This is a genomic window from Streptomyces colonosanans, from assembly GCF_001866645.1.
Lineage (GTDB): Bacteria > Actinomycetota > Actinomycetes > Streptomycetales > Streptomycetaceae > Streptomyces > Streptomyces colonosanans.
The window spans coordinates 1-16,972 of sequence record NZ_MLYP01000059.1 but is presented as its reverse complement, the minus strand read 5'-3'; the positions used below and the strand labels follow the sequence as shown (position 1 = coordinate 16,972).

The 16,972-nt window shown below is 68.8% G+C and carries 20 protein-coding genes; 5 read left to right on the top strand and 15 right to left on the bottom strand.

What is annotated here, in order from left to right:
* Positions 1-19: 19 nt before the first annotated feature.
* The 3 genes from BIV24_RS23110 to BIV24_RS23100 all read right to left on the bottom strand — a co-directional run bounded on the left by BIV24_RS23110 (position 20) and on the right by BIV24_RS23100 (position 1,714).
* On the bottom strand, positions 20-418 hold the full coding sequence (locus BIV24_RS23110) for a hypothetical protein (protein ID WP_071368338.1): 399 nt from the start codon (positions 416-418) through the stop codon (positions 20-22).
* 163 nt (positions 419-581) lie between these two features.
* Positions 582-1,313: a ribonuclease PH gene (gene rph / locus BIV24_RS23105; protein WP_071368337.1), complete on the bottom strand. Its 732-nt coding sequence runs from the start codon at positions 1,311-1,313 to the stop codon at positions 582-584.
* Positions 1,314-1,411: 98 nt separating this feature from the next.
* On the bottom strand, positions 1,412-1,714 hold the full coding sequence (locus BIV24_RS23100; protein WP_079168469.1) for a PTS sugar transporter subunit IIB: 303 nt from the start codon (positions 1,712-1,714) through the stop codon (positions 1,412-1,414).
* 305 nt (positions 1,715-2,019) lie between these two features.
* On the opposite strand from BIV24_RS23100, the gene BIV24_RS23095 reads away from it, so the two are divergent.
* Positions 2,020-3,270 (top strand): PTS transporter subunit EIIC, encoded by a 1,251-nt coding sequence (locus tag BIV24_RS23095; RefSeq protein ID WP_071368335.1) that lies wholly within the window; start codon positions 2,020-2,022, stop codon positions 3,268-3,270.
* A 68-nt stretch (positions 3,271-3,338) separates the two neighbouring features.
* Here BIV24_RS23095 and BIV24_RS23090 read toward each other — a convergent pair whose 3' ends face one another.
* Positions 3,339-4,091, bottom strand: coding sequence for an MBL fold metallo-hydrolase (locus BIV24_RS23090; RefSeq protein ID WP_071368334.1), 753 nt, complete (start codon positions 4,089-4,091; stop codon positions 3,339-3,341).
* A 231-nt stretch (positions 4,092-4,322) separates the two neighbouring features.
* Here BIV24_RS23090 and BIV24_RS23085 point away from each other — a divergent pair, with 231 nt between their 5' ends.
* Positions 4,323-4,763 (top strand): type II toxin-antitoxin system PemK/MazF family toxin, encoded by a 441-nt coding sequence (locus BIV24_RS23085; RefSeq protein WP_071368333.1) that lies wholly within the window; start codon positions 4,323-4,325, stop codon positions 4,761-4,763.
* 6 nt (positions 4,764-4,769) lie between these two features.
* Here the strand turns inward: BIV24_RS23085 and BIV24_RS23080 are convergent, their stop codons facing one another.
* The 8 genes from BIV24_RS23080 to clpS all read right to left on the bottom strand — a co-directional run bounded on the left by BIV24_RS23080 (position 4,770) and on the right by clpS (position 10,489).
* The gene (locus BIV24_RS23080) at positions 4,770-5,228 is read right to left on the bottom strand and encodes a hypothetical protein (protein ID WP_071368332.1); all 459 of its coding nucleotides are present in this window, start codon (positions 5,226-5,228) and stop codon (positions 4,770-4,772) included.
* A gap of 403 nt (positions 5,229-5,631) precedes the next feature.
* Positions 5,632-6,582: a PLP-dependent cysteine synthase family protein gene (locus BIV24_RS23075; protein ID WP_071368331.1), complete on the bottom strand. Its 951-nt coding sequence runs from the start codon at positions 6,580-6,582 to the stop codon at positions 5,632-5,634.
* Positions 6,583-6,598: 16 nt separating this feature from the next.
* Positions 6,599-6,877, bottom strand: a complete 279-nt coding sequence (locus tag BIV24_RS23070; RefSeq protein WP_071368330.1) for a MoaD/ThiS family protein — start codon at positions 6,875-6,877, stop codon at positions 6,599-6,601.
* A 122-nt stretch (positions 6,878-6,999) separates the two neighbouring features.
* Complete coding sequence (locus BIV24_RS34850) at positions 7,000-7,095, bottom strand: winged helix-turn-helix domain-containing protein (RefSeq protein ID WP_216825713.1); 96 nt, start codon at positions 7,093-7,095, stop codon at positions 7,000-7,002.
* Positions 7,096-7,195: 100 nt separating this feature from the next.
* A complete protein-coding gene (locus BIV24_RS23065) occupies positions 7,196-7,618 on the bottom strand; it encodes a M67 family metallopeptidase (RefSeq protein ID WP_071368329.1) in 423 nt (140 codons plus the stop codon).
* A 147-nt stretch (positions 7,619-7,765) separates the two neighbouring features.
* Entirely contained in the window at positions 7,766-9,193 is a 1,428-nt protein-coding gene (locus tag BIV24_RS23060) for an amino acid permease (RefSeq protein WP_071368328.1), read from the bottom strand.
* A 338-nt stretch (positions 9,194-9,531) separates the two neighbouring features.
* Entirely contained in the window at positions 9,532-10,140 is a 609-nt protein-coding gene (locus tag BIV24_RS23055; protein WP_071368327.1) for a DUF2017 domain-containing protein, read from the bottom strand.
* Positions 10,141-10,171: 31 nt separating this feature from the next.
* Positions 10,172-10,489 (bottom strand): ATP-dependent Clp protease adapter ClpS, encoded by a 318-nt coding sequence (clpS, locus tag BIV24_RS23050; RefSeq protein ID WP_071368326.1) that lies wholly within the window; start codon positions 10,487-10,489, stop codon positions 10,172-10,174.
* 79 nt (positions 10,490-10,568) lie between these two features.
* Here clpS and BIV24_RS23045 point away from each other — a divergent pair, with 79 nt between their 5' ends.
* Entirely contained in the window at positions 10,569-11,897 is a 1,329-nt protein-coding gene (locus tag BIV24_RS23045; protein ID WP_071368403.1) for a nicotinate phosphoribosyltransferase, read from the top strand.
* A gap of 247 nt (positions 11,898-12,144) precedes the next feature.
* Positions 12,145-12,732, top strand: coding sequence for an isochorismatase family protein (locus BIV24_RS23040; protein ID WP_071368325.1), 588 nt, complete (start codon positions 12,145-12,147; stop codon positions 12,730-12,732).
* 48 nt (positions 12,733-12,780) lie between these two features.
* On the opposite strand, the gene BIV24_RS23035 is transcribed toward BIV24_RS23040, so the two are convergent.
* Complete coding sequence (locus BIV24_RS23035) at positions 12,781-13,113, bottom strand: hypothetical protein (protein WP_071368324.1); 333 nt, start codon at positions 13,111-13,113, stop codon at positions 12,781-12,783.
* Between the two features lie 121 nt (positions 13,114-13,234).
* Positions 13,235-15,577 carry an immune inhibitor A domain-containing protein gene (locus BIV24_RS23030; protein WP_071368323.1) on the bottom strand — a complete coding sequence of 781 codons (2,343 nt, stop codon included), beginning with the start codon at positions 15,575-15,577 and terminating at the stop codon, positions 13,235-13,237.
* 477 nt (positions 15,578-16,054) lie between these two features.
* Between BIV24_RS23030 and BIV24_RS23025 the strand changes: the two genes are divergently transcribed.
* Positions 16,055-16,345 (top strand): hypothetical protein, encoded by a 291-nt coding sequence (locus BIV24_RS23025; RefSeq protein ID WP_071368322.1) that lies wholly within the window; start codon positions 16,055-16,057, stop codon positions 16,343-16,345.
* Between the two features lie 48 nt (positions 16,346-16,393).
* On the opposite strand, the gene BIV24_RS23020 is transcribed toward BIV24_RS23025, so the two are convergent.
* On the bottom strand, positions 16,394-16,972 hold a 579-nt coding region (locus BIV24_RS23020), incomplete at its 5' end, for an RDD family protein (RefSeq protein WP_107459657.1).

The window sequence follows — 16,972 nt, the reverse complement described above, 5'->3', positions numbered from 1 at the left end:
GGACCGGCTTCGCCCCGCCCTACGGCGTGCACACCTTCGTCAGTTCCCCCGCTGCATCGGTCACTGGGCCGACGTCGGGTGTGCGGTCGCCGTTTCCGACGGCGTCGCGGACGCCGGTGACCGCCTTGCGGAGGCCGTCGACCGCCTTGTTGACGTCCACGTCGTCCGTCGCGTCACCGATCTTGTCGAGGTCCTTCTCGATGGAGTCGAGAGACTCGTCGGTCTGCGCCGGGTCGTTCGCCGCGTCCTCGACGGCCTGCTGCAGGCCGGTGACGCTGTCGGCTATCGCGTCGGCGGTATGGACGCAGTCGATCGCCTTGTTGACGGCGTCGCAGCCCGCGCTCGCGCCCATGGCGGCGAGTACGGCGACGGTAACGAGTGCGGTGGCGGCGGTGCGGCGGCGGTGGCGCGCGGCCATGGAACGGTCCCCTCCCCGTGACGGTGCTGCACTTCCCGTGGACGTGCCGGCCGGCCCGGTCGCCCGGTGTCGATGGTCGTACGCGACCGCGGGTGGGCGCACGGTGTTTTCCGTGCGCCCCGGCCCGGGTCGTGCAGTTATCTCCAATAACGCCGCTCCGGCCCTACTGGGTTGCCTCCAGGGCCGTGCGCTGGATCTCCGCGAGCTGGTCGCAGCCTGCCACCGCCAGGTCGAGGAGGGCGTTCAGCTCCTTGCGGTCGAAGGGTGCCGCCTCCGCCGTGCCCTGCACCTCCACGAAGCGGCCGTCGCCGGTGCAGACCACGTTCATGTCGGTCTCGGCCCTGACGTCCTCCTCGTAGCACAGGTCGAGGAGGGGTACGCCGTCGACGATGCCCACGGAGACGGCGGCGACGGTGCCGGTCAGCGGCTGCCGTCCGGCCTTCACCAGCTTCTTGCGCTGGGCCCAGGCGACCGCGTCGGCCAGCGCCACGTAGGCGCCGGTGATCGCCGCCGTGCGGGTGCCGCCGTCCGCCTGGAGCACGTCGCAGTCGAGGACGATGGTGTTCTCGCCGAGCGCCTTGTAGTCGACGACGGCACGCAGGGAGCGGCCGATGAGGCGGCTGATCTCGTGGGTACGGCCGCCGATCTTGCCCTTGACCGACTCGCGGTCGCCACGGGTGTTGGTGGAGCGGGGCAGCATGGCGTACTCGGCGGTGACCCAGCCCTCTCCGCTGCCCTTGCGCCAGCGCGGCACGCCCTCGGTGACGGAGGCGGTGCAGAAGACCTTCGTGTCGCCGAAGGAGACGAGGACGGAGCCCTCGGCGTGCTTGCTCCAGCCACGCTCGATGGTGATGGGGCGGAGCTGTTCGGGGGTGCGGCCGTCGATTCGAGACATGGCCCCGAGCCTAGCCGTACAGAGGGAAGGGGCCGCTCTCGCGGTGGAGAGGGCCCCTTCTCTGCGGGCGCGCGGACCCGGTCGGGGTCCGCTGCGCCTCACATCATGTCTTCGATCTCCGCCGCGATCGGATCGGCGTCCGTGCCGATGACGACCTGGATGGCGGTGCCCATCTTGACGACGCCGTGGGCACCCGCGGCCTTCAGGGCGGCCTCGTTGACCAGCGAGGCGTCGTGGACCTCGGTGCGGAGTCGGGTGATGCAGCCCTCGATCTCGTCGATGTTGTCGATGCCGCCGAGCCCGGCAACGATCTTCTCAGCCTTGCTGGCCATGTCTTTCTCCCTGATCCGATCCGCTTTGTCGCAGTAACCCACAGTTGGTCCCGCTGCGCGAGCGGCCATGTCGTCGGTACCGAAGGGCGGCGTCCACGACGGAGCGACCGTCCGCCGACTGGTCTACACCAGCGGAGGAGCGGCCGCCAAACCCGGTTCGGACCGCCGGACCGACGGCTCATGAGCCTGCGACACTGGTCCCTATATGTCCAGGACCGGGAACTATGTCCGAGGCCACAGGAAGCACAGGTTCCATATCTCGCGCTTACCGTGCTACAACAGGTCTACACCACTGAGTGGTGTAGACCACACGGGTGCCGCCCACCCCCATCCCCTCGTTCCACCCCCGGCGGCATCCCGCACATGGAGGAAGTATGAGCACCGCCACCGCGACGGCGGCCCCCGCAAAGAAGCGGGGATCCGGCCTGTTCCAGGGCCTGCAGAAGGTCGGCCGCAGCCTGCAGCTCCCGATTGCCGTGCTGCCGGCTGCGGGCATCATGGTCCGGCTCGGCCAGGATGACATCTTCGGCAAGGACGGTCTCGGCTGGGACAAGGTCGCCGCCGTGTTCAACGCCGCGGGCGGTGCCATCACCGGCAGCCTGCCGATGCTCTTCTGCATCGGTGTCGCCATCGGCTTCGCCAAGAAGTCGGACGGCTCCACCGCCCTCGCCGCGCTGGTCGGCTTCCTCGTCTACAGCAAGGTGCTCCAGGCGTTCCCGCTGGTCGAACAGCACATCGAAAAGGGCAAGATCGTCGAGGCGACGTACAACGACCCCGGTGTCCTGGGCGGCATCATCATGGGTCTGCTGGCGGCCGTGATGTGGCAGCGCTTCCACCGCACCAAGCTGGTCGACTGGCTCGGCTTCTTCAACGGCCGCCGCCTGGTGCCCATCCTGATGGCCTTCGTCGGCACCCTGGTGGGTGTCTTCTTCACCCTGGTCTGGGAGCCGATCGGCAACGGCATCACCAACTTCGGTGAGTGGATGACCGGTCTCGGCGCCGGCGGCGCGGCCCTCTTCGGTCTCGTCAACCGCGGCCTCATCCCGATCGGCATGCACCAGTTCGTGAACACCGTGGCGTGGTTCCAGCTCGGTGACTTCACGAACTCGGACGGCAAGGTCGTGCACGGCGACATCACCCGCTTCCTGGCCGGTGACCCGTCCGCCGGTCTGTTCCAGTCCGGCTTCTTCCCGATCATGATGTTCGGCCTGCCTGCCGCCGCGCTCGCCATCGCGCACTGCGCCCGCCCCGAGCGCCGCAAGGTCGTGCTCGGCATGATGGTGTCCCTCGCGCTGACCTCGTTCGTCACCGGTGTCACCGAGCCGATCGAGTTCTCCTTCATGTTCATCGCGCCGGTCCTGTACGTGCTGCACGCCGTGCTCACCGCCGCGTCGATGGCGATCACGTGGGCCCTGGGTGTCCACGCCGGCTTCAACTTCTCCGCCGGCTTCATCGACTACGCACTCAACTGGCACCTGGCGACGAAACCCTGGCTGATCATCCCCATAGGACTGGTCTTCGCGGCCATCTACTACGTGACCTTCCGCTTCGCGATCACCAAGTTCAACCTCCCCACCCCGGGCCGCGAGCCCGAGGAGGAGGTCGAGGAGCTCACCAAGGCGTGAGCGCACCCTGACGTACGCGAGGGCCCCGGAACCCGATCACGATTCCGGGGCCCTCGCGCATGCCGGGGTCAGATCTCGTACGTCATCCCCGGCGCGGCCAGTTCCACCGGCCCCTGGTACACCGCGCGGGCGTCCGCCAGGTTGACCTGGGGGTCCGTCCACGGCGGAATGTGGGTGAGGACCAGGCGGCGGGCTCCGGCGCGGGCCGCGGTCTCGCCGGCCTCGCGGCCGTTGAGGTGGAGGTCCGGGATGTTCTCCTTGCCGTGGGTGAACGCGGCCTCGCACAGGAACAGGTCCGTGTCGCGGGCGAGTTCGTCCAGGGCCTCGGTCACGCCCGTGTCGCCGGAGTACGTGAGCGACCTGCCGCCGTGCTCGATCCGGATGCCGTACGCCTCCACGGGATGGCGGAGGAGCTCCGTGTGGACGGTGAAGGGGCCGATCTCGGACATGCCCGGCTTCACCGTGTGGAAATCGAAGACCTCGCTCATCGAGGAGGCGGACGGCGTGTCGGCGTAGGCCGTGGTCAGGCGCTGCTCGGTGCCCTCGGGGCCGTAGACCGGGATCGGGGCGCAGCGGCCGCCGTCGTAGCGGTAGTAGCGCGCGACGAAGTAGGCGAGCATGTCGATGCAGTGGTCGGCGTGCAGATGGCTGAGGAAGATCGCGTCGAGGTCGTAGAGACCGCAGTGGCGCTGCAGCTCGCCCAGGGCGCCGTTGCCCATGTCGAGAAGCAGCCGGAAGCCGTCGGCCTCGACGAGATAGCTCGAGCAGGCCGACTCCGCGGACGGGAACGACCCCGAGCAGCCGACGACGGTGAGCTTCATAGAGCTGGAACCTCCGCGTGGCAGAAATGCAGAAGGCATGGACGGTGACGGGGGTCGTACGATCCGTCGAGCGTAAGGGGCGAAAGGGTGGGTCGCTCCCTCGGCAGGGGCCGTTGTGGGGGAACTCACCTGTGGTGTCACCGGTTTGGCTGGAGCGGCGGCGCGCGGGGCGGCGCACGGGAGTTGCGACAGCGCGGGCGGTGGGGCGTACGCGCCGGTACCGTCATCCGTATGGACACGTCGTGGTGGCTGGCGCTGGCGGCGGTGGTGCTGCTCGCACTGGTCGCGACGCTGGTGGACGGCTGGGGGCGCGGGCAGAGCCGACGCCGCGCGGCCACGCGCGGGCGGGGGCGTCCCCGGATGCATCCCCGGCCGGCCGAGATCTGGTGGGCAAGCATGCCGCACGAGAACCGGGAGGGTGGCGGGGAGCGGCCGTGTCTGGTGCTGGCGGTGCGCGGGGACCGTGCGACGGTCGCGCAGATCACCAGCAGGTACCACGACGAGCGGGCGGGTGTGATCCCGCTGCCGCCGGGGACGGTGGCCGACGCCCACGGGCGGCCCAGCTTCCTGGAGACGGACGAACTGCGGGACGTGCCGTTGTGGGACTTCCGGCGGCGGGTGGGGGTGGTGGATCCCGTCCTGTGGGACCAGGTGCGGTACCTGGCAGGGTGAGTGTCCTCATGGCTTCCTCACCGTCACTGTGACCGTCCAGTTCTGAAGGGCCAGGCAGGAGTTCTGGCCCGGTCGCCTGGCGCACAGGGGGCGGGTCGAGCTGAGCTGTGCCGTGCCGGGCGCGACCGCGTCGAAGGCGGCGACGGCGTCGCCCGGCCGGACGGCGATTCCGGCGTTGGCGGCCTTGAGCGCGCTGCCCGTGGCGGTGACGGGGGCCCAGGGCCGGTCCGTGGTGCCGTGCAGTGTCAGCCGGATCTGCCCGCCCGTCGTCAGGCATATGGTGCGGCCGTCGTCGGCCGCGGTGAGCCGGGCCTCGGAGGTGCATCCCGTTGCGGTCGCCGTGGGGGACGGCGACGGCGACACCATGTCACCGTCGGGTGCCCCGCCGTCGCTCTGCGTTCCGCAGCCGGCGAGGAGGAGTGCCGCCATGGCGACGGTGACCTGGTGAAATGTCGTACGGCGCATGGGCAGGCCGCCTTCCTGTGCCCTTGTCCCGGTACCCGTGTTCTAGTGGGTGTCCTCGTCTCTGTGCCGGTGTGACGTTTCTCCTCGGTATCAGGATCCCCCTGCGGCCGCGACAAGGGCCCCGGCCGTGTGCACGGCCGGGGCCCTTGTCGCGGGAGTACGTCAGCTGGTCGTCGGCAGCTGAATCCAGCCTTGCCGGAACGATCCGGCGCCGCTCCGCGCCGCACCCACCGGATTCGCCTCACCACCGGCATGAACGACGGTGCACTGCGAATGAATCCCCGTAGCCGGAGGCGGCGTTGAAGTTCGAGGGCGGCTTGGCAGCTCCTTGTGCGGCGATTGGCCTGCCGATGAAAAGGCGGGACCCGGGGGCGTTTCCCCCGGGCCCCCTGGAGGGAAATCCCTATGCCCACAACTGACCCTGCAGCGTCTCGATGGCCTCTTCGGTCGTGGCCGCCGTGTAGACGCCCGTCGAGAGGTACTTCCAGCCGCCGTCGGCGACGATGAACACGATGTCCGCGCTCTCGCCCGCCTTGACCGCCTTGCGGCCGACGCCGATCGCCGCGTGCAGGGCGGCGCCGGTGGAGACTCCGGCGAAGATGCCCTCCTGCTGGAGGAGTTCACGGGTGCGGGTCACCGCGTCCGCCGAGCCGACCGAGAAGCGGGTGGTGAGAACCGAGGCGTCGTACAGCTCCGGTACGAAGCCCTCGTCGAGGTTCCTGAGCCCGTACACCAGGTCGTCGTAGCGCGGCTCGGCCGCGACGATCTTCACGTCCGGCTTGTGCTCGCGCAGATAGCGGCCGACGCCCATGAGGGTGCCGGTGGTGCCGAGGCCCGCCACGAAGTGCGTGATGGAGGGGAGGTCGGCGAGGATCTCGGGCCCGGTCGTCGCGTAGTGCGCGCCCGCGTTGTCCGGGTTGCCGTACTGGTAGAGCATCACCCAGTCGGGATGCTCGGCGGCCAGCTCCTTGGCGACGCGCACGGCGGTGTTGGAGCCGCCCGCGGCCGGGCTGGAGATGATCTCGGCGCCCCACATCGCCAGCAGGTCCCGGCGCTCCTGCGAGGTGTTCTCCGGCATCACGCAGACCATGCGGTAGCCCTTGAGCTTCGCCGCCATGGCCAGGGAGATGCCCGTGTTGCCCGAGGTCGGCTCCAGGATGGTGCAGCCCGGGGTCAGACGGCCGTCCTTCTCGGCGTGCTCGATCATGTGCAGCGCGGGACGGTCCTTGACCGAGCCGGTCGGATTGCGGTCCTCCAGCTTGGCCCATATCCGGACGTCGGCGGACGGCGAGAGCCGCGGCAGGCACACCAGAGGGGTGTTGCCCACCGCAGCCAGCGGGGAGTCGTAACGCATCGGTGATCAGCGACCGTCAGGCCATGCCGCCGGCGACAGCCGGCAGGATCGTCACGTTGTCGCCGTCGGCGACCTTGGTTTTGATGCCGTCCAGGAAGCGGACGTCCTCGTCGTTCAGGTAGACGTTGACGAAGCGGCGCAGTTCGCCGCCGTCCACGATCCGGGCCTGGATGCCCGTGTGGCGCGTCTCGAGATCGGCGAACAGCTCGGCGAGGGTCTCCCCACTGCCCTCGACGGCCTTCTGACCGTCGGTGTAGGTGCGGAGGATGGTGGGGATGCGGACCTCGATGGCCATGGTTGCGGACTCCTGTCGGAAGGTGTCGGGTCGGAGCGCGCGCGGCGGCGCGGGAGCGTGGTCGTACGCGGGGGATGCCGCGGCTCACGGCCGTAGGCGGCAGGGACGCGGCAGAGGCAGCGTCAACAGATGGCGCTGGCGAGCCTGCACAGGTCGACGTGCAGCCGCGCCACGAGCAGTGCGCCCGGCGTCTTGTCGCTCACGTCATTGAGAACCATGCGCTCATCGTAACGATTCCCGGTCCGGGTCCTGGAATGTGATCTCACATACTGGCTGGCCTCTGCTCGCACTGTGGTCAAGGAGCTCGGTAGGGCCTGCTCAGTAGGCGTCCACGACCTTGACCTCCTCCTCGGTGACCTCGCCGTCGAGGATCCGGAAGGAGCGGAACTGGAACTCGCCGAGGCCGTCGGCATCGGCCGTGGAGACCAGCACGTAGTGGGCGCCGGGCTCGTTGGCGTAGCCGATGTCGGTGCGGGACGGGTACGCCTCGGTCGCGGTGTGGGAGTGGTAGATGATCAGCGGCTCCTCGTCGCGGTCGTCCATCTCGCGGTAGAGCTTGAGCAGATCCTGCGAGTCGAACTCGTAGAAGGTGGGTGAACGGGCCGCGTTGAGCATCGGGATGAAGCGCTCGGGGCGGCCGGAGCCCACGGGGCCGGCGACCACGCCGCACGCCTCGTCGGGGTGGTCCTCGCGCGCGTGGGCGACGATCTGGTCGTAGAGGGCCTGGGTGAGGGTCAGCATGGTGGCCAGGATAAGCAGAGGGGCCGCCCCGTACCGAGGGTCGGTACGAAGCGGCCCACATGCTGGACGACCTGAGCGGCGGCGGCCGGGGCGCCACGAGTGCTCCCGGCCGCCGGACGTCCCGGAGAGGTGTCCCGGGGGGCGGCGTCAGCGCTTGCGGAAGGCCGCGGCCTGCGGGTTACGGCGCCTGAGCGCCCAGTAGGAGACACCGAGGATCAGACCCCACAGTGGCGCGCAGTACAGCGAGACCCGGGCGTCCTTGTCGACGCCCATCAGCACGATCACCATGAAGATGAACGCCAGCGCGAAGTAGCTGGTGTACGGGGCTCCCGGCGCACGGAACTCGCTCTGCGGCAGCTGTCCCCGGTTCGCCTTGGCCCGGTAGCGGATCTGGCAGATCAGGATGACGATCCAGGCCCACATGCCGGAGATGGTCGCGAAGGACACCACGTAGTCGAACGCCTTGCCCGGCCACTGGTAGTTGATCCAGACGCCGACCATCATCAGCGCGGCGGAGAACGTGGTGCCGACCAGCGGGGTACCGGTGCGCGTCAGCTTGGTGAAGAACTTCGGGCCCTGGCTGTTGAGCGCCAGGTCGCGCAGCATGCGGCCGGTGGAGTACATACCGGAGTTGCAGGAGGACAGCGCGGCCGTGAGGACCACGAAGTTGACGATGCCCGCGCCCGCGGCCAGGCCCATCTCCTCGAAGGCCTTCACGAAGGGACTCACGCCCGGGTGGAAGTTCGTCCACGGCACGACCGAGAGGATCATGATCAGCGCGCCGATGTAGAAGACGGCGATGCGCCAGGGCACGGTGTTGATCGCCTTCGGCAGCACCTTCTTGGGGTCCTTGGACTCGCCCGCGGTGACACCGACCAGTTCGACGGCGAGGAAGGCGAACATGACCATCTGCAGGGTCATCAGCGTGCCGCCGACACCGTGCGGGAAGAAGCCACCCTGGTTCCACAGGTGGCTCACGGAGGCGGTGTCGCCGGCGTCGGAGAAGCCGAGCGTCAGGATGCCCGCACAGATCAGGATCATGCCGATGATCGCGGTGACCTTGACCATGGAGAACCAGAACTCCAGCTCACCGAAGAGCTTCACGGAGATCAGGTTGGCGACGTAGAGCACGAGCGTGAAGATCAGGGCCGAGACCCACTGGGGGATGTCGAACCAGTACGTCATGTAGGCGGCCGCGGCCGTCACCTCGGTGATGCCGGTGACCACCCAGAACAGCCAGTACGTCCACCCGGTCACGAAGCCCGCGAACGGACCGATGAACTCGCGCGCGTACTCCGAGAACGAACCGGACACCGGGCGGTACATGAGCAGTTCGCCGAGCGCCCGCATGATCATGAAGATCACGCAGCCCGCGATGGCGTACGCCAGAATCAGGCTGGGACCGGCCTTGGAAATACCCTTGCCCGCACCGAGGAACAGGCCGGTGCCGATGGCACCGCCGATGGCGATCATCTGGATCTGCCGGGCACCGAGCCCGCGCTGATAACCCTCGCCGTCCTCGGCCCGCGCGGCCCCATGGCCGTCGCGATCCCGGTCGACCTGCGTCGAGGTCATGTGGTGCGCCTTTCTCCATGCCGATCCGGGCCTTTCGTCGGCCTCGAACCGGGTTCCGATCCCCCCGGATTGATGGAGTTGTTGCCTGGCCGACGGTCGCCGGCTCGGTGGCGCACCCGACCGGACATGGGTGGCGTCCTGTCGGGCGGTCGTGAAGATGTACCACGGCCGCAGCATTGATCGGCTGTCCGGTATGTGGCGCACATCACCGGAAGAAGCGGACAAAACGTCACCGAAAAGGGCGTAAACGACCGCCGTTGTGACGCGATCGTTATCCGGACTTGAACGTCCGCTGAGCGAACACCGGAGGGTGGCGCACGGGGGGTGATCCCCGCATATCAGGGCATAAGGCTCGTGACGAGGGTCTCCTGAAGGCCGCCCAGCCACAGGTAGGCCATCACCATCGGCTTGCGCGGGTCCTCGTCGGGCAGCTGGTAGAGCTCGTCGGCGTCGTCCTCGTCGGCGACCTCCAGACGGGAACCGATCGCCAGACGCAGGTCGTTCAGGGCGCCGAGCCACTGCCGAGATTTTTCGGGTGACAGTTCCAGGACGGCGGCCTCGTCGCCCACCGGAGTCAGCGCGTCCAGCGAGCGGATCACCGCGAGCGCGTTCTCGCGCTTGCCCGCGCGCAGGTCGTTCTCGGTGAAGCGGCGGAACTCGGCGGAGTGGGCGCGCCGCTCCTCCGCCTCCTCGGGCGAGGCCGGCGCATCGCCGGGGCCGCCGTAGGCGTCCGGGAACAGGCGGCGCAGCACCGGGTCGGCGGGCGGCTCGCTCGGCCCCTCCGCGAACAGTTCGGCGAGCGGGTCCTCGGGGCCGTCTGCGGCCCCGGGGCCCGGCCCGATGAGTTCCAGCAGCTGGACGGCCAGCGAGCGGATGATGGAGATCTCGACGTCGTCGAGGGCGACGGCCGCGCCGCCGCCGGGGAGCGGTTCGAAGTGTCCTGGCATGGGTCTTTTCGGTGCTTGACGGGCCTGCTGACTACTTGCGGTCCTGCTGAAGTGTGGCCCACAGACCGTAGCCGTGCATGGCCTGGACGTCGCGCTCCATCTCCTCGCGCGTGCCGCTGGACACCACCGCCCGGCCCTTGTGGTGGACGTCGAGCATGAGCTTGGTGGCCTTGTCCTTGGGGTAGCCGAAGTACGTCTGAAAGACATACGTCACATAGCTCATGAGGTTGACCGGGTCATTGTGGACGATCGTCACCCAGGGGACGTCCGGCGCGGGTACGGCGAAGGCTTCCTCCGCCGACTCGGTCTTTTCGATCTCTAGGGGTGCGGGAGCCGTCACAGGCCCCATGCTGCCACCACTGCTGGGTGCGCGCACAAACGAGGTCACAAATCGTCAGACTGACGAGATGAAGGTACGATCGTCCACCATGGAGACAGCGGACCTTGGGCTGCCGGTGGACGTTCCCTCGACGGCACTCTTCACCGACCACTACGAGCTGACGATGCTGCAGGCCGCCCTGGAGGCGGGCACCGCCGAGCGGCGGTCCGTGTTCGAGGTCTTCACCCGGCGGCTGCCGGACGGCCGCCGCTACGGCGTCGTGGCCGGCACCGGGCGCGTCCTGGACGCGGTCGAGAACTTCCGCTTCGACTCGGACGTCCTCGGTTTCCTGCGGGAACGCGAGATCGTCGACGAGGAGACCCTTCAGTGGCTGGCCGGTTACCGCTTCAGCGGCGACATCTGGGGCTACCCGGAGGGCGAGGTGTACTTCCCGGGCTCGCCGATCATGCGGGTCGAGGGCACCTTCGCGGAGTGCGTGCTCCTGGAGACCGTGATCCTGTCGATCCTCAACCACGACTCCGCCGTCGCGGCCGCCGCCTCCCGAATGGCCTCCGCAGCCGGTGACCGGCCGCTGATCGAGATGGGCGCCCGGCGCACCCATGAGCTGGCCGCCGTGGCCGCCGCACGCTCCGCCTACGTCGGCGGCTTCGCGACCACCTCCGACCTGGCCTCCGGCTTCCGGTACGGCATCCCGACGGTCGGGACGTCCGCCCATGCCTTCACGCTCCTGCACGACACCGAACGTGACGCCTTCCGGGCCCAGATCGACTCGCTGGGCCGGGACACCACGCTGCTCGTGGACACCTACGACGTCGCCGAGGCCGTCCGGGTGGCCGTCGAGATCGCGGGGCCCGAGCTGGGCGCCGTGCGCATCGACTCCGGCGACCTGCTGCTGGTCGCGCACCGGGTGCGGCAGCAGCTCGACGCGCTGGGCGCGACCGGCACGAAGATCGTCGTGACCTCGGACCTGGATGAGTACGCCATCGCCTCGCTGGCGGCGGCGCCCGTGGACGCGTACGGCGTCGGCACCCAGCTGGTGACGGGTTCCGGGCATCCGACCTGCTCGATGGTCTACAAGCTGGTCGCCCGCGCCGAGTCGGCGGACCCGAAGGCTCCGCTGGTGCCGGTGGCGAAGAAGGCGAGCGGCGGCAAGACGTCCATCGGCGGGCGCAAGTGGGCGGCCAGGCGGCTGGACGAGCACGGGGTGGCCGAGGCCGAGGTGATCGGCACCGGGCCGGTGCCGGCCGAGCTGGCGGACCGCCAGCTGCTGGTCCAGCTGGTCAAGGGCGGCCAGGTCGTCGCCCGTGAGTCGCTGGACGTCGTTCGCGACCGGCACGCGGCCGCACGCGCCAATCTGCCGCTGTCGGCGACGCAGTTGTCCCGTGGGGAACCGGTGCTTCCGACCGAATACCTGTGACGTCTTTCTGAAGGGTTCAAGGGCGACCCTGGAGGTAAGGGCGGAGTGTGGCTTCGGCCTGCCCGGTCCGCGGGCGCATGAACGGGCGGCCGGCGGGAATGCAACGGCAGCGCACCCGCGCATCCGATCCGCCCCGGCATGCCCCTCCCGTCCCGCCCCTGAAGTCTCTAGGCTCGGTAGTCCATCCGGACGGCCGGGCCCGCACCCCTCCCCCACCGAACCGCCGCCAAGCCGAAGGACATCGACCATGCGCCGCGCCCTGATCGTCGTAGACGTGCAGAACGACTTCTGTGAAGGCGGCAGCCTCGCGGTGGCCGGGGGCGCCGATGTGGCCGCCGCGATCACGGAGCTGATCGGGCAGGCCCCCGCCGGGTACCGCCATGTCGTCGCCACCCGTGACCACCACATCGCCCCGGGTGGGCACTTCGCCGACAATCCCGACTACGTCCACTCCTGGCCCGCGCACTGCGTGGCGGGCACGGAGGGAGTGGGCTTCCACCCGAACTTCGCCCCGGTGGTCACCTCCGGCATGGTCGACGCGGTGTTCGACAAGGGCGCGTACTCGGCGGCCTACAGCGGGTTCGAGGGCGCCGACGAGAACGGGGTGCCACTGGGCGACTGGCTGCGGGCGCGGAAGATCGACGAGGTGGACGTGGTGGGGATCGCCACGGACCACTGCGTGCGGGCCACCGCTCTGGACGCGGTGCGGCAGGGCTTCCGTACGCAGGTCCTGCTGGACCTCACCGCCGGGGTGTCCGAGGCGGCCACGGAACGGGCGCTGGAGGAGCTCCGGGAGGCCGGGGTGGAGCTGTCCGGCAAGCCGGTCGTGTCGTAACCGGGCCGGGGACCGCACCGACCCGGACGCACCGCCCGAGGGCTGCGCTCACGCCTGCGCCGTCGGCCTCCTCAGCAGCGCCCTGATCGGGTGCCACAGCTCCTGGGACAGCTCCTGGCCCGCGCCGTCGGGTGCGGTGCGCCAGATCAGGCCGTCGGGGTGGTGCAGGACCGCGGTGATCTCGTCGGGGGTCGGTGGGGCGACGTTGCCGCGCAGGTAGACGGCGCGCAGGCCCAGGTTGCGCAGACGTGTCAGCGCCCGGGCGCGGTTCCGGGCGAGGACGAGCACGCGGACGGAGCCGCTGCCTGACCCCGGGCTGGGCAGGTTCAGCGCCACCACCACGCTGCCGTTCGGCAGCTTGCAGAAACCTCCTGCGGCCATTCGGTCACGCCCCCGTTCCGGTCGGTGTCCATCAGCGCGCCACAGAACGCACCTAAACACGATCGGCGGCGACCCGCCACGGGATCGCCGCCGATGCACTTCTGACCTGCGAAGATGTGGACTACTTCACCGCGGGCCCGACCTTGAGCTCCATCACGGAGCCGCCCTTGGTCACGTTGTCGATCTTGATCTTGGTGTTGGTGTCAGTGATCTTGACGCCGGCAGTCGGGTTCGACTCGTCGTAGTAGGTGTTGGTGTGGTCGTTGAAGACCGGCACCCCCTTCTGCGACTTGATCGTCACCGGCACGCCAGCCCTGTGCAGCGTGATCGCGTCGGTGCTCTCCAGGGTGAACGGCGAGTCGTAGGCCTGGAACCGGTTGCGCAGCAGCGTGCCGTCGGCCCACCTCAGCGGCGTCGGGTGCGAGTCGACCGGCAGGATCAGACCGGTGCCCTTGTGGGCGGCGGTGTTGTTGTCCGCCTGCGAGCGGTCCCACTTCCAGATCAACAGGCCGTTCTGGTACGGGATGTGCTCCACCCAGTCCGGACGGGTCGTCGAGAAGCCGAAGTTGTACGGGCCGACCTTCAGGGTCTTGTCGTACGACACGTACTGCCGGTTCTCGGCGATGTAGTACTGCTCGTAGTCCTTGGTGAAGGACGCGCCGATCCGGGAGAAGCCGTTCGCCGTCCAGGCCGCGTCCGCGCTCTCCGCGTCGTCGGAGAAGACGGCCGAGCCGTCCGCGGTCACCGCGATCTCGTCGGCCGCGAAGCCCTTGAGCGCCACACCGCCGTCGGTCTGGTAGCGGAAGCGCAGGTCGATCTTCTTGCCCGCGTAGGCGTCCAGCGGGTACGACAGCTTCGCGTACGCGTCGATCGAACCGGTCAGGGCCGGCTTGTCGCTGGCGTCGCGCGGGACCGGCTGACCGTTCACCGTGCCGTCGAGAGCGGTCCAGTTGGTGCCGCCGTCGGCCGACACCTCGGCGTAGAGGAAGTCGTAGCCGGCCTCGATGTCGTACCAGCCGTCCAGGGACAGCGTGGCCGAGGACTTGCCGGTGAGGTCGACCGAGCGGGTCAGCGTGTTGCGCAGGTCGTTGCCGCTGCCGCTCCACCACTGGGTCTGACCCTGGGCCGGGGGGACCACCTCGGTGGTGACGGCCTTGTCGGGCAGCGAGACGACCAGCGCCTGCTTGTCCTTGGTGTTGTACTCGGCCACGCCCAGCTTGTGCGAGGACTTCACGCCGGCCTTGGCCGTGTCGTAGTCGAGCCAGCCCAGCTGGAGCTTGTCCCAGGCGTTCATGTCGCCGGGCATGTCACCGATGGCTTCCTTGCCCGTGCCCAGCCAGGAACCGGACGACATCAGCGTCCAGAACCCGGTGGAGTTCTCGCCGCCGTTGGTGTCGTACTCGTCCGGCAGGCCGAGGTCGTGGCCGTACTCGTGGGCGAAGACGCCGAGTCCGCCGTTCTCCGGCTGGATGGTGTAGTCGCCGACCCAGATGCCGGTGTCGCCGATCTGGGTGCCGCCGAGCTTGTTGGCGTCGGGGCCGGTGACACCGGCGTCGGTGCCGAAGGCGTACCAGCGGTGGGCCCAGATGGCGTCCGTGCCCTGGGCGCCGCCGCCCGCGGACTCGTCCTCGCCGGCGTGCACGATCTGGAAGTGGTCGATGTAGCCGTCGGGCTCGTTGAAGTTGCCGTCGTTGTCGTAGTCGTAGCGGTCCCACTGGTCGAACTGGGCGAGCTCGGCGCGGATCTCGGCCGTGGACATCCCCTCGGCCTTGCGGTCGGCGACCCAGGCGTTGACGCCGTCCTGGACCGCGTACCAGGCAGCGGAGTCGTCGGCCTCGTTGGAGCCGTAACGGGCCTCGTTATAGGGGATCTTGACCCAGTCGGTCACCTCACCGTCGACCGAGTAGCGACCCGAGGACTGCGCCTCGTAGTACTTCTTCAGCGACTCGGTGTCCTTGCCGGTGCCGAAGTACAGGTCCTGGTAGTGCTTCTGGTTGTAGTCCGCCCGCCAGTCCGTGCTGTTGTCGTTCTTGCGGTCGGGCGCGGCGATCTCGTTGTGCAGCGGGCCGGGCGTGCCGCCGTAGCGGCTGTCGACCTTGTCGCCGAACTCGACCAGGATCGTGAAGATCTTGTCGGTCTTCTCACGGCCGAGCTCGACGTACTTGCTGTCGCCCTTCTTGCCCTTGAGCTGGACGACGTTCGAACCGTCGTTGTTCTTGACCTTCGCCTTGCCGGACACGACCTGGCTGAGCGCTTCTTGGCGCTGAGCCTCCTGGGTCTTGCTCAGTGGGCCGTCGAAGTCGTGCTCCTTCTGCTTCTCCGGCTGCGGGTCGTGCCGGTTCACGGCGGCGGGATCCGACGGCGTGTTCGCCTCCGCCACCGCGAAGGTCGCGAACGTGGCGGAGGCGGCCGCGAGCGTCACGCCTATCGCGGCCACTCTGAACGTCCAGGGCCTACTGGTCACTTGAAGTCCTCCCCGACGCGTCCGATCACGCGGATGACGAATCGATCGTGAGAGGTCCGCGCGCGGTGTACGCGTGTGTCAAGTGACGACATTTGACCGGAGGTTCAGAAGAAAAGACAGATCTTGACTTGGACAGGCCAAGTGCATTACTGAGAACTGGCGTTCGCCATACGATCGGCATAATCGCCTGTCAACCGGCGCGCGCATAGGTCCAGTCGGTGGACTGCATGAATCCGTGCGCCCCCCATGCACCGACACCGTGGGTTAGGTCACGCTTACCAACTGTTCCGCTCGGGCATGCAGGCGAATAGAGTCGACAGGCGAACTGCTGGAACGGCGATGGATTGCCCTGTCGACACCGTTGTCATCCCGTGATTCCCAGTCAGACCCGTTGTGCCCCACAAGCCCCATAGTTGCCCGCATCCTCCCCCATAGCGTGAGGCACGGGGGGAGGCCACCCCACCCCGAGGAATGGCCATGCCTCGTCCGACTGCCGCACAGCTCGCCTACGGTTCCTGCACCGTGATCTTCTCCACCCTCGCCATGCTGCTGCTGTCACAGACGAGTTCGGGCCTCGGCATCGCCGTGATCGCCCTTGCGGCGCTCGCGCTCGGGCTGCTCGTCGCCCTGACGGTCCCCATGCCGAAGTCCGCGTCGGCCGCGGCCGGACGGTCCGCCGACCGGATGCCCGCCGCAGCCGTGCGTCCCGGGACGTCGGTCGGATCCGCCTCGCGCACCGAGTCCGTACGCGAACCGGCGGGCCCGTGACACACAGGCCCGCCGTACACCACCGCCGCCCCTTCGCTCAACGCCCCCTCACTCCGTGCTGACTTCTACCGTCTTGGCCGCCTTGTCGTGCAGGCCCTGCTTGTAGGGCCGGTCGAAGAAGCTCCAGCCGCCGCAGATGATGGTCCAGACGCAGGCGCAGCAGAACGCGAACGGGAGCCACAGCACCGCCGCGCGGATCAGGGCGGTCTGCACCGAGGGGGTGGAGCCGTCGGCGAGGTTGGCCACCCGCATCTTCAGCAGCTTCTTGCCGAACGTCTGCCCCGACCTGCTGATCATGAAGGTGTCATAGCCGACGTAGAGGATGGCGGCGATCACCGACTGTCCGAGGGACTTGCCGGACTGGACCTGGTCGGCGTTGACGTTGTAGTTGGTGGTGTGGAACGCCAGGGACAGCAACCAGACGACCACCCCGACGAGGATCATGTCGATGATCCGCGCGAGCACGCGCTTGAGGCTGTCGGCGAGCGGGGGCATTCCGGCCAGGGGGTCCCTGCCGACGTACGGGCCCCCTCCGTAGGGCGGGGGCGTGCCGTACGGGCCTCCGGCGCCGGGGGGAGGTGCGCCATAAGGGGGTTGGCCACCGGGCGGGGGTGCACCGTACGGAGG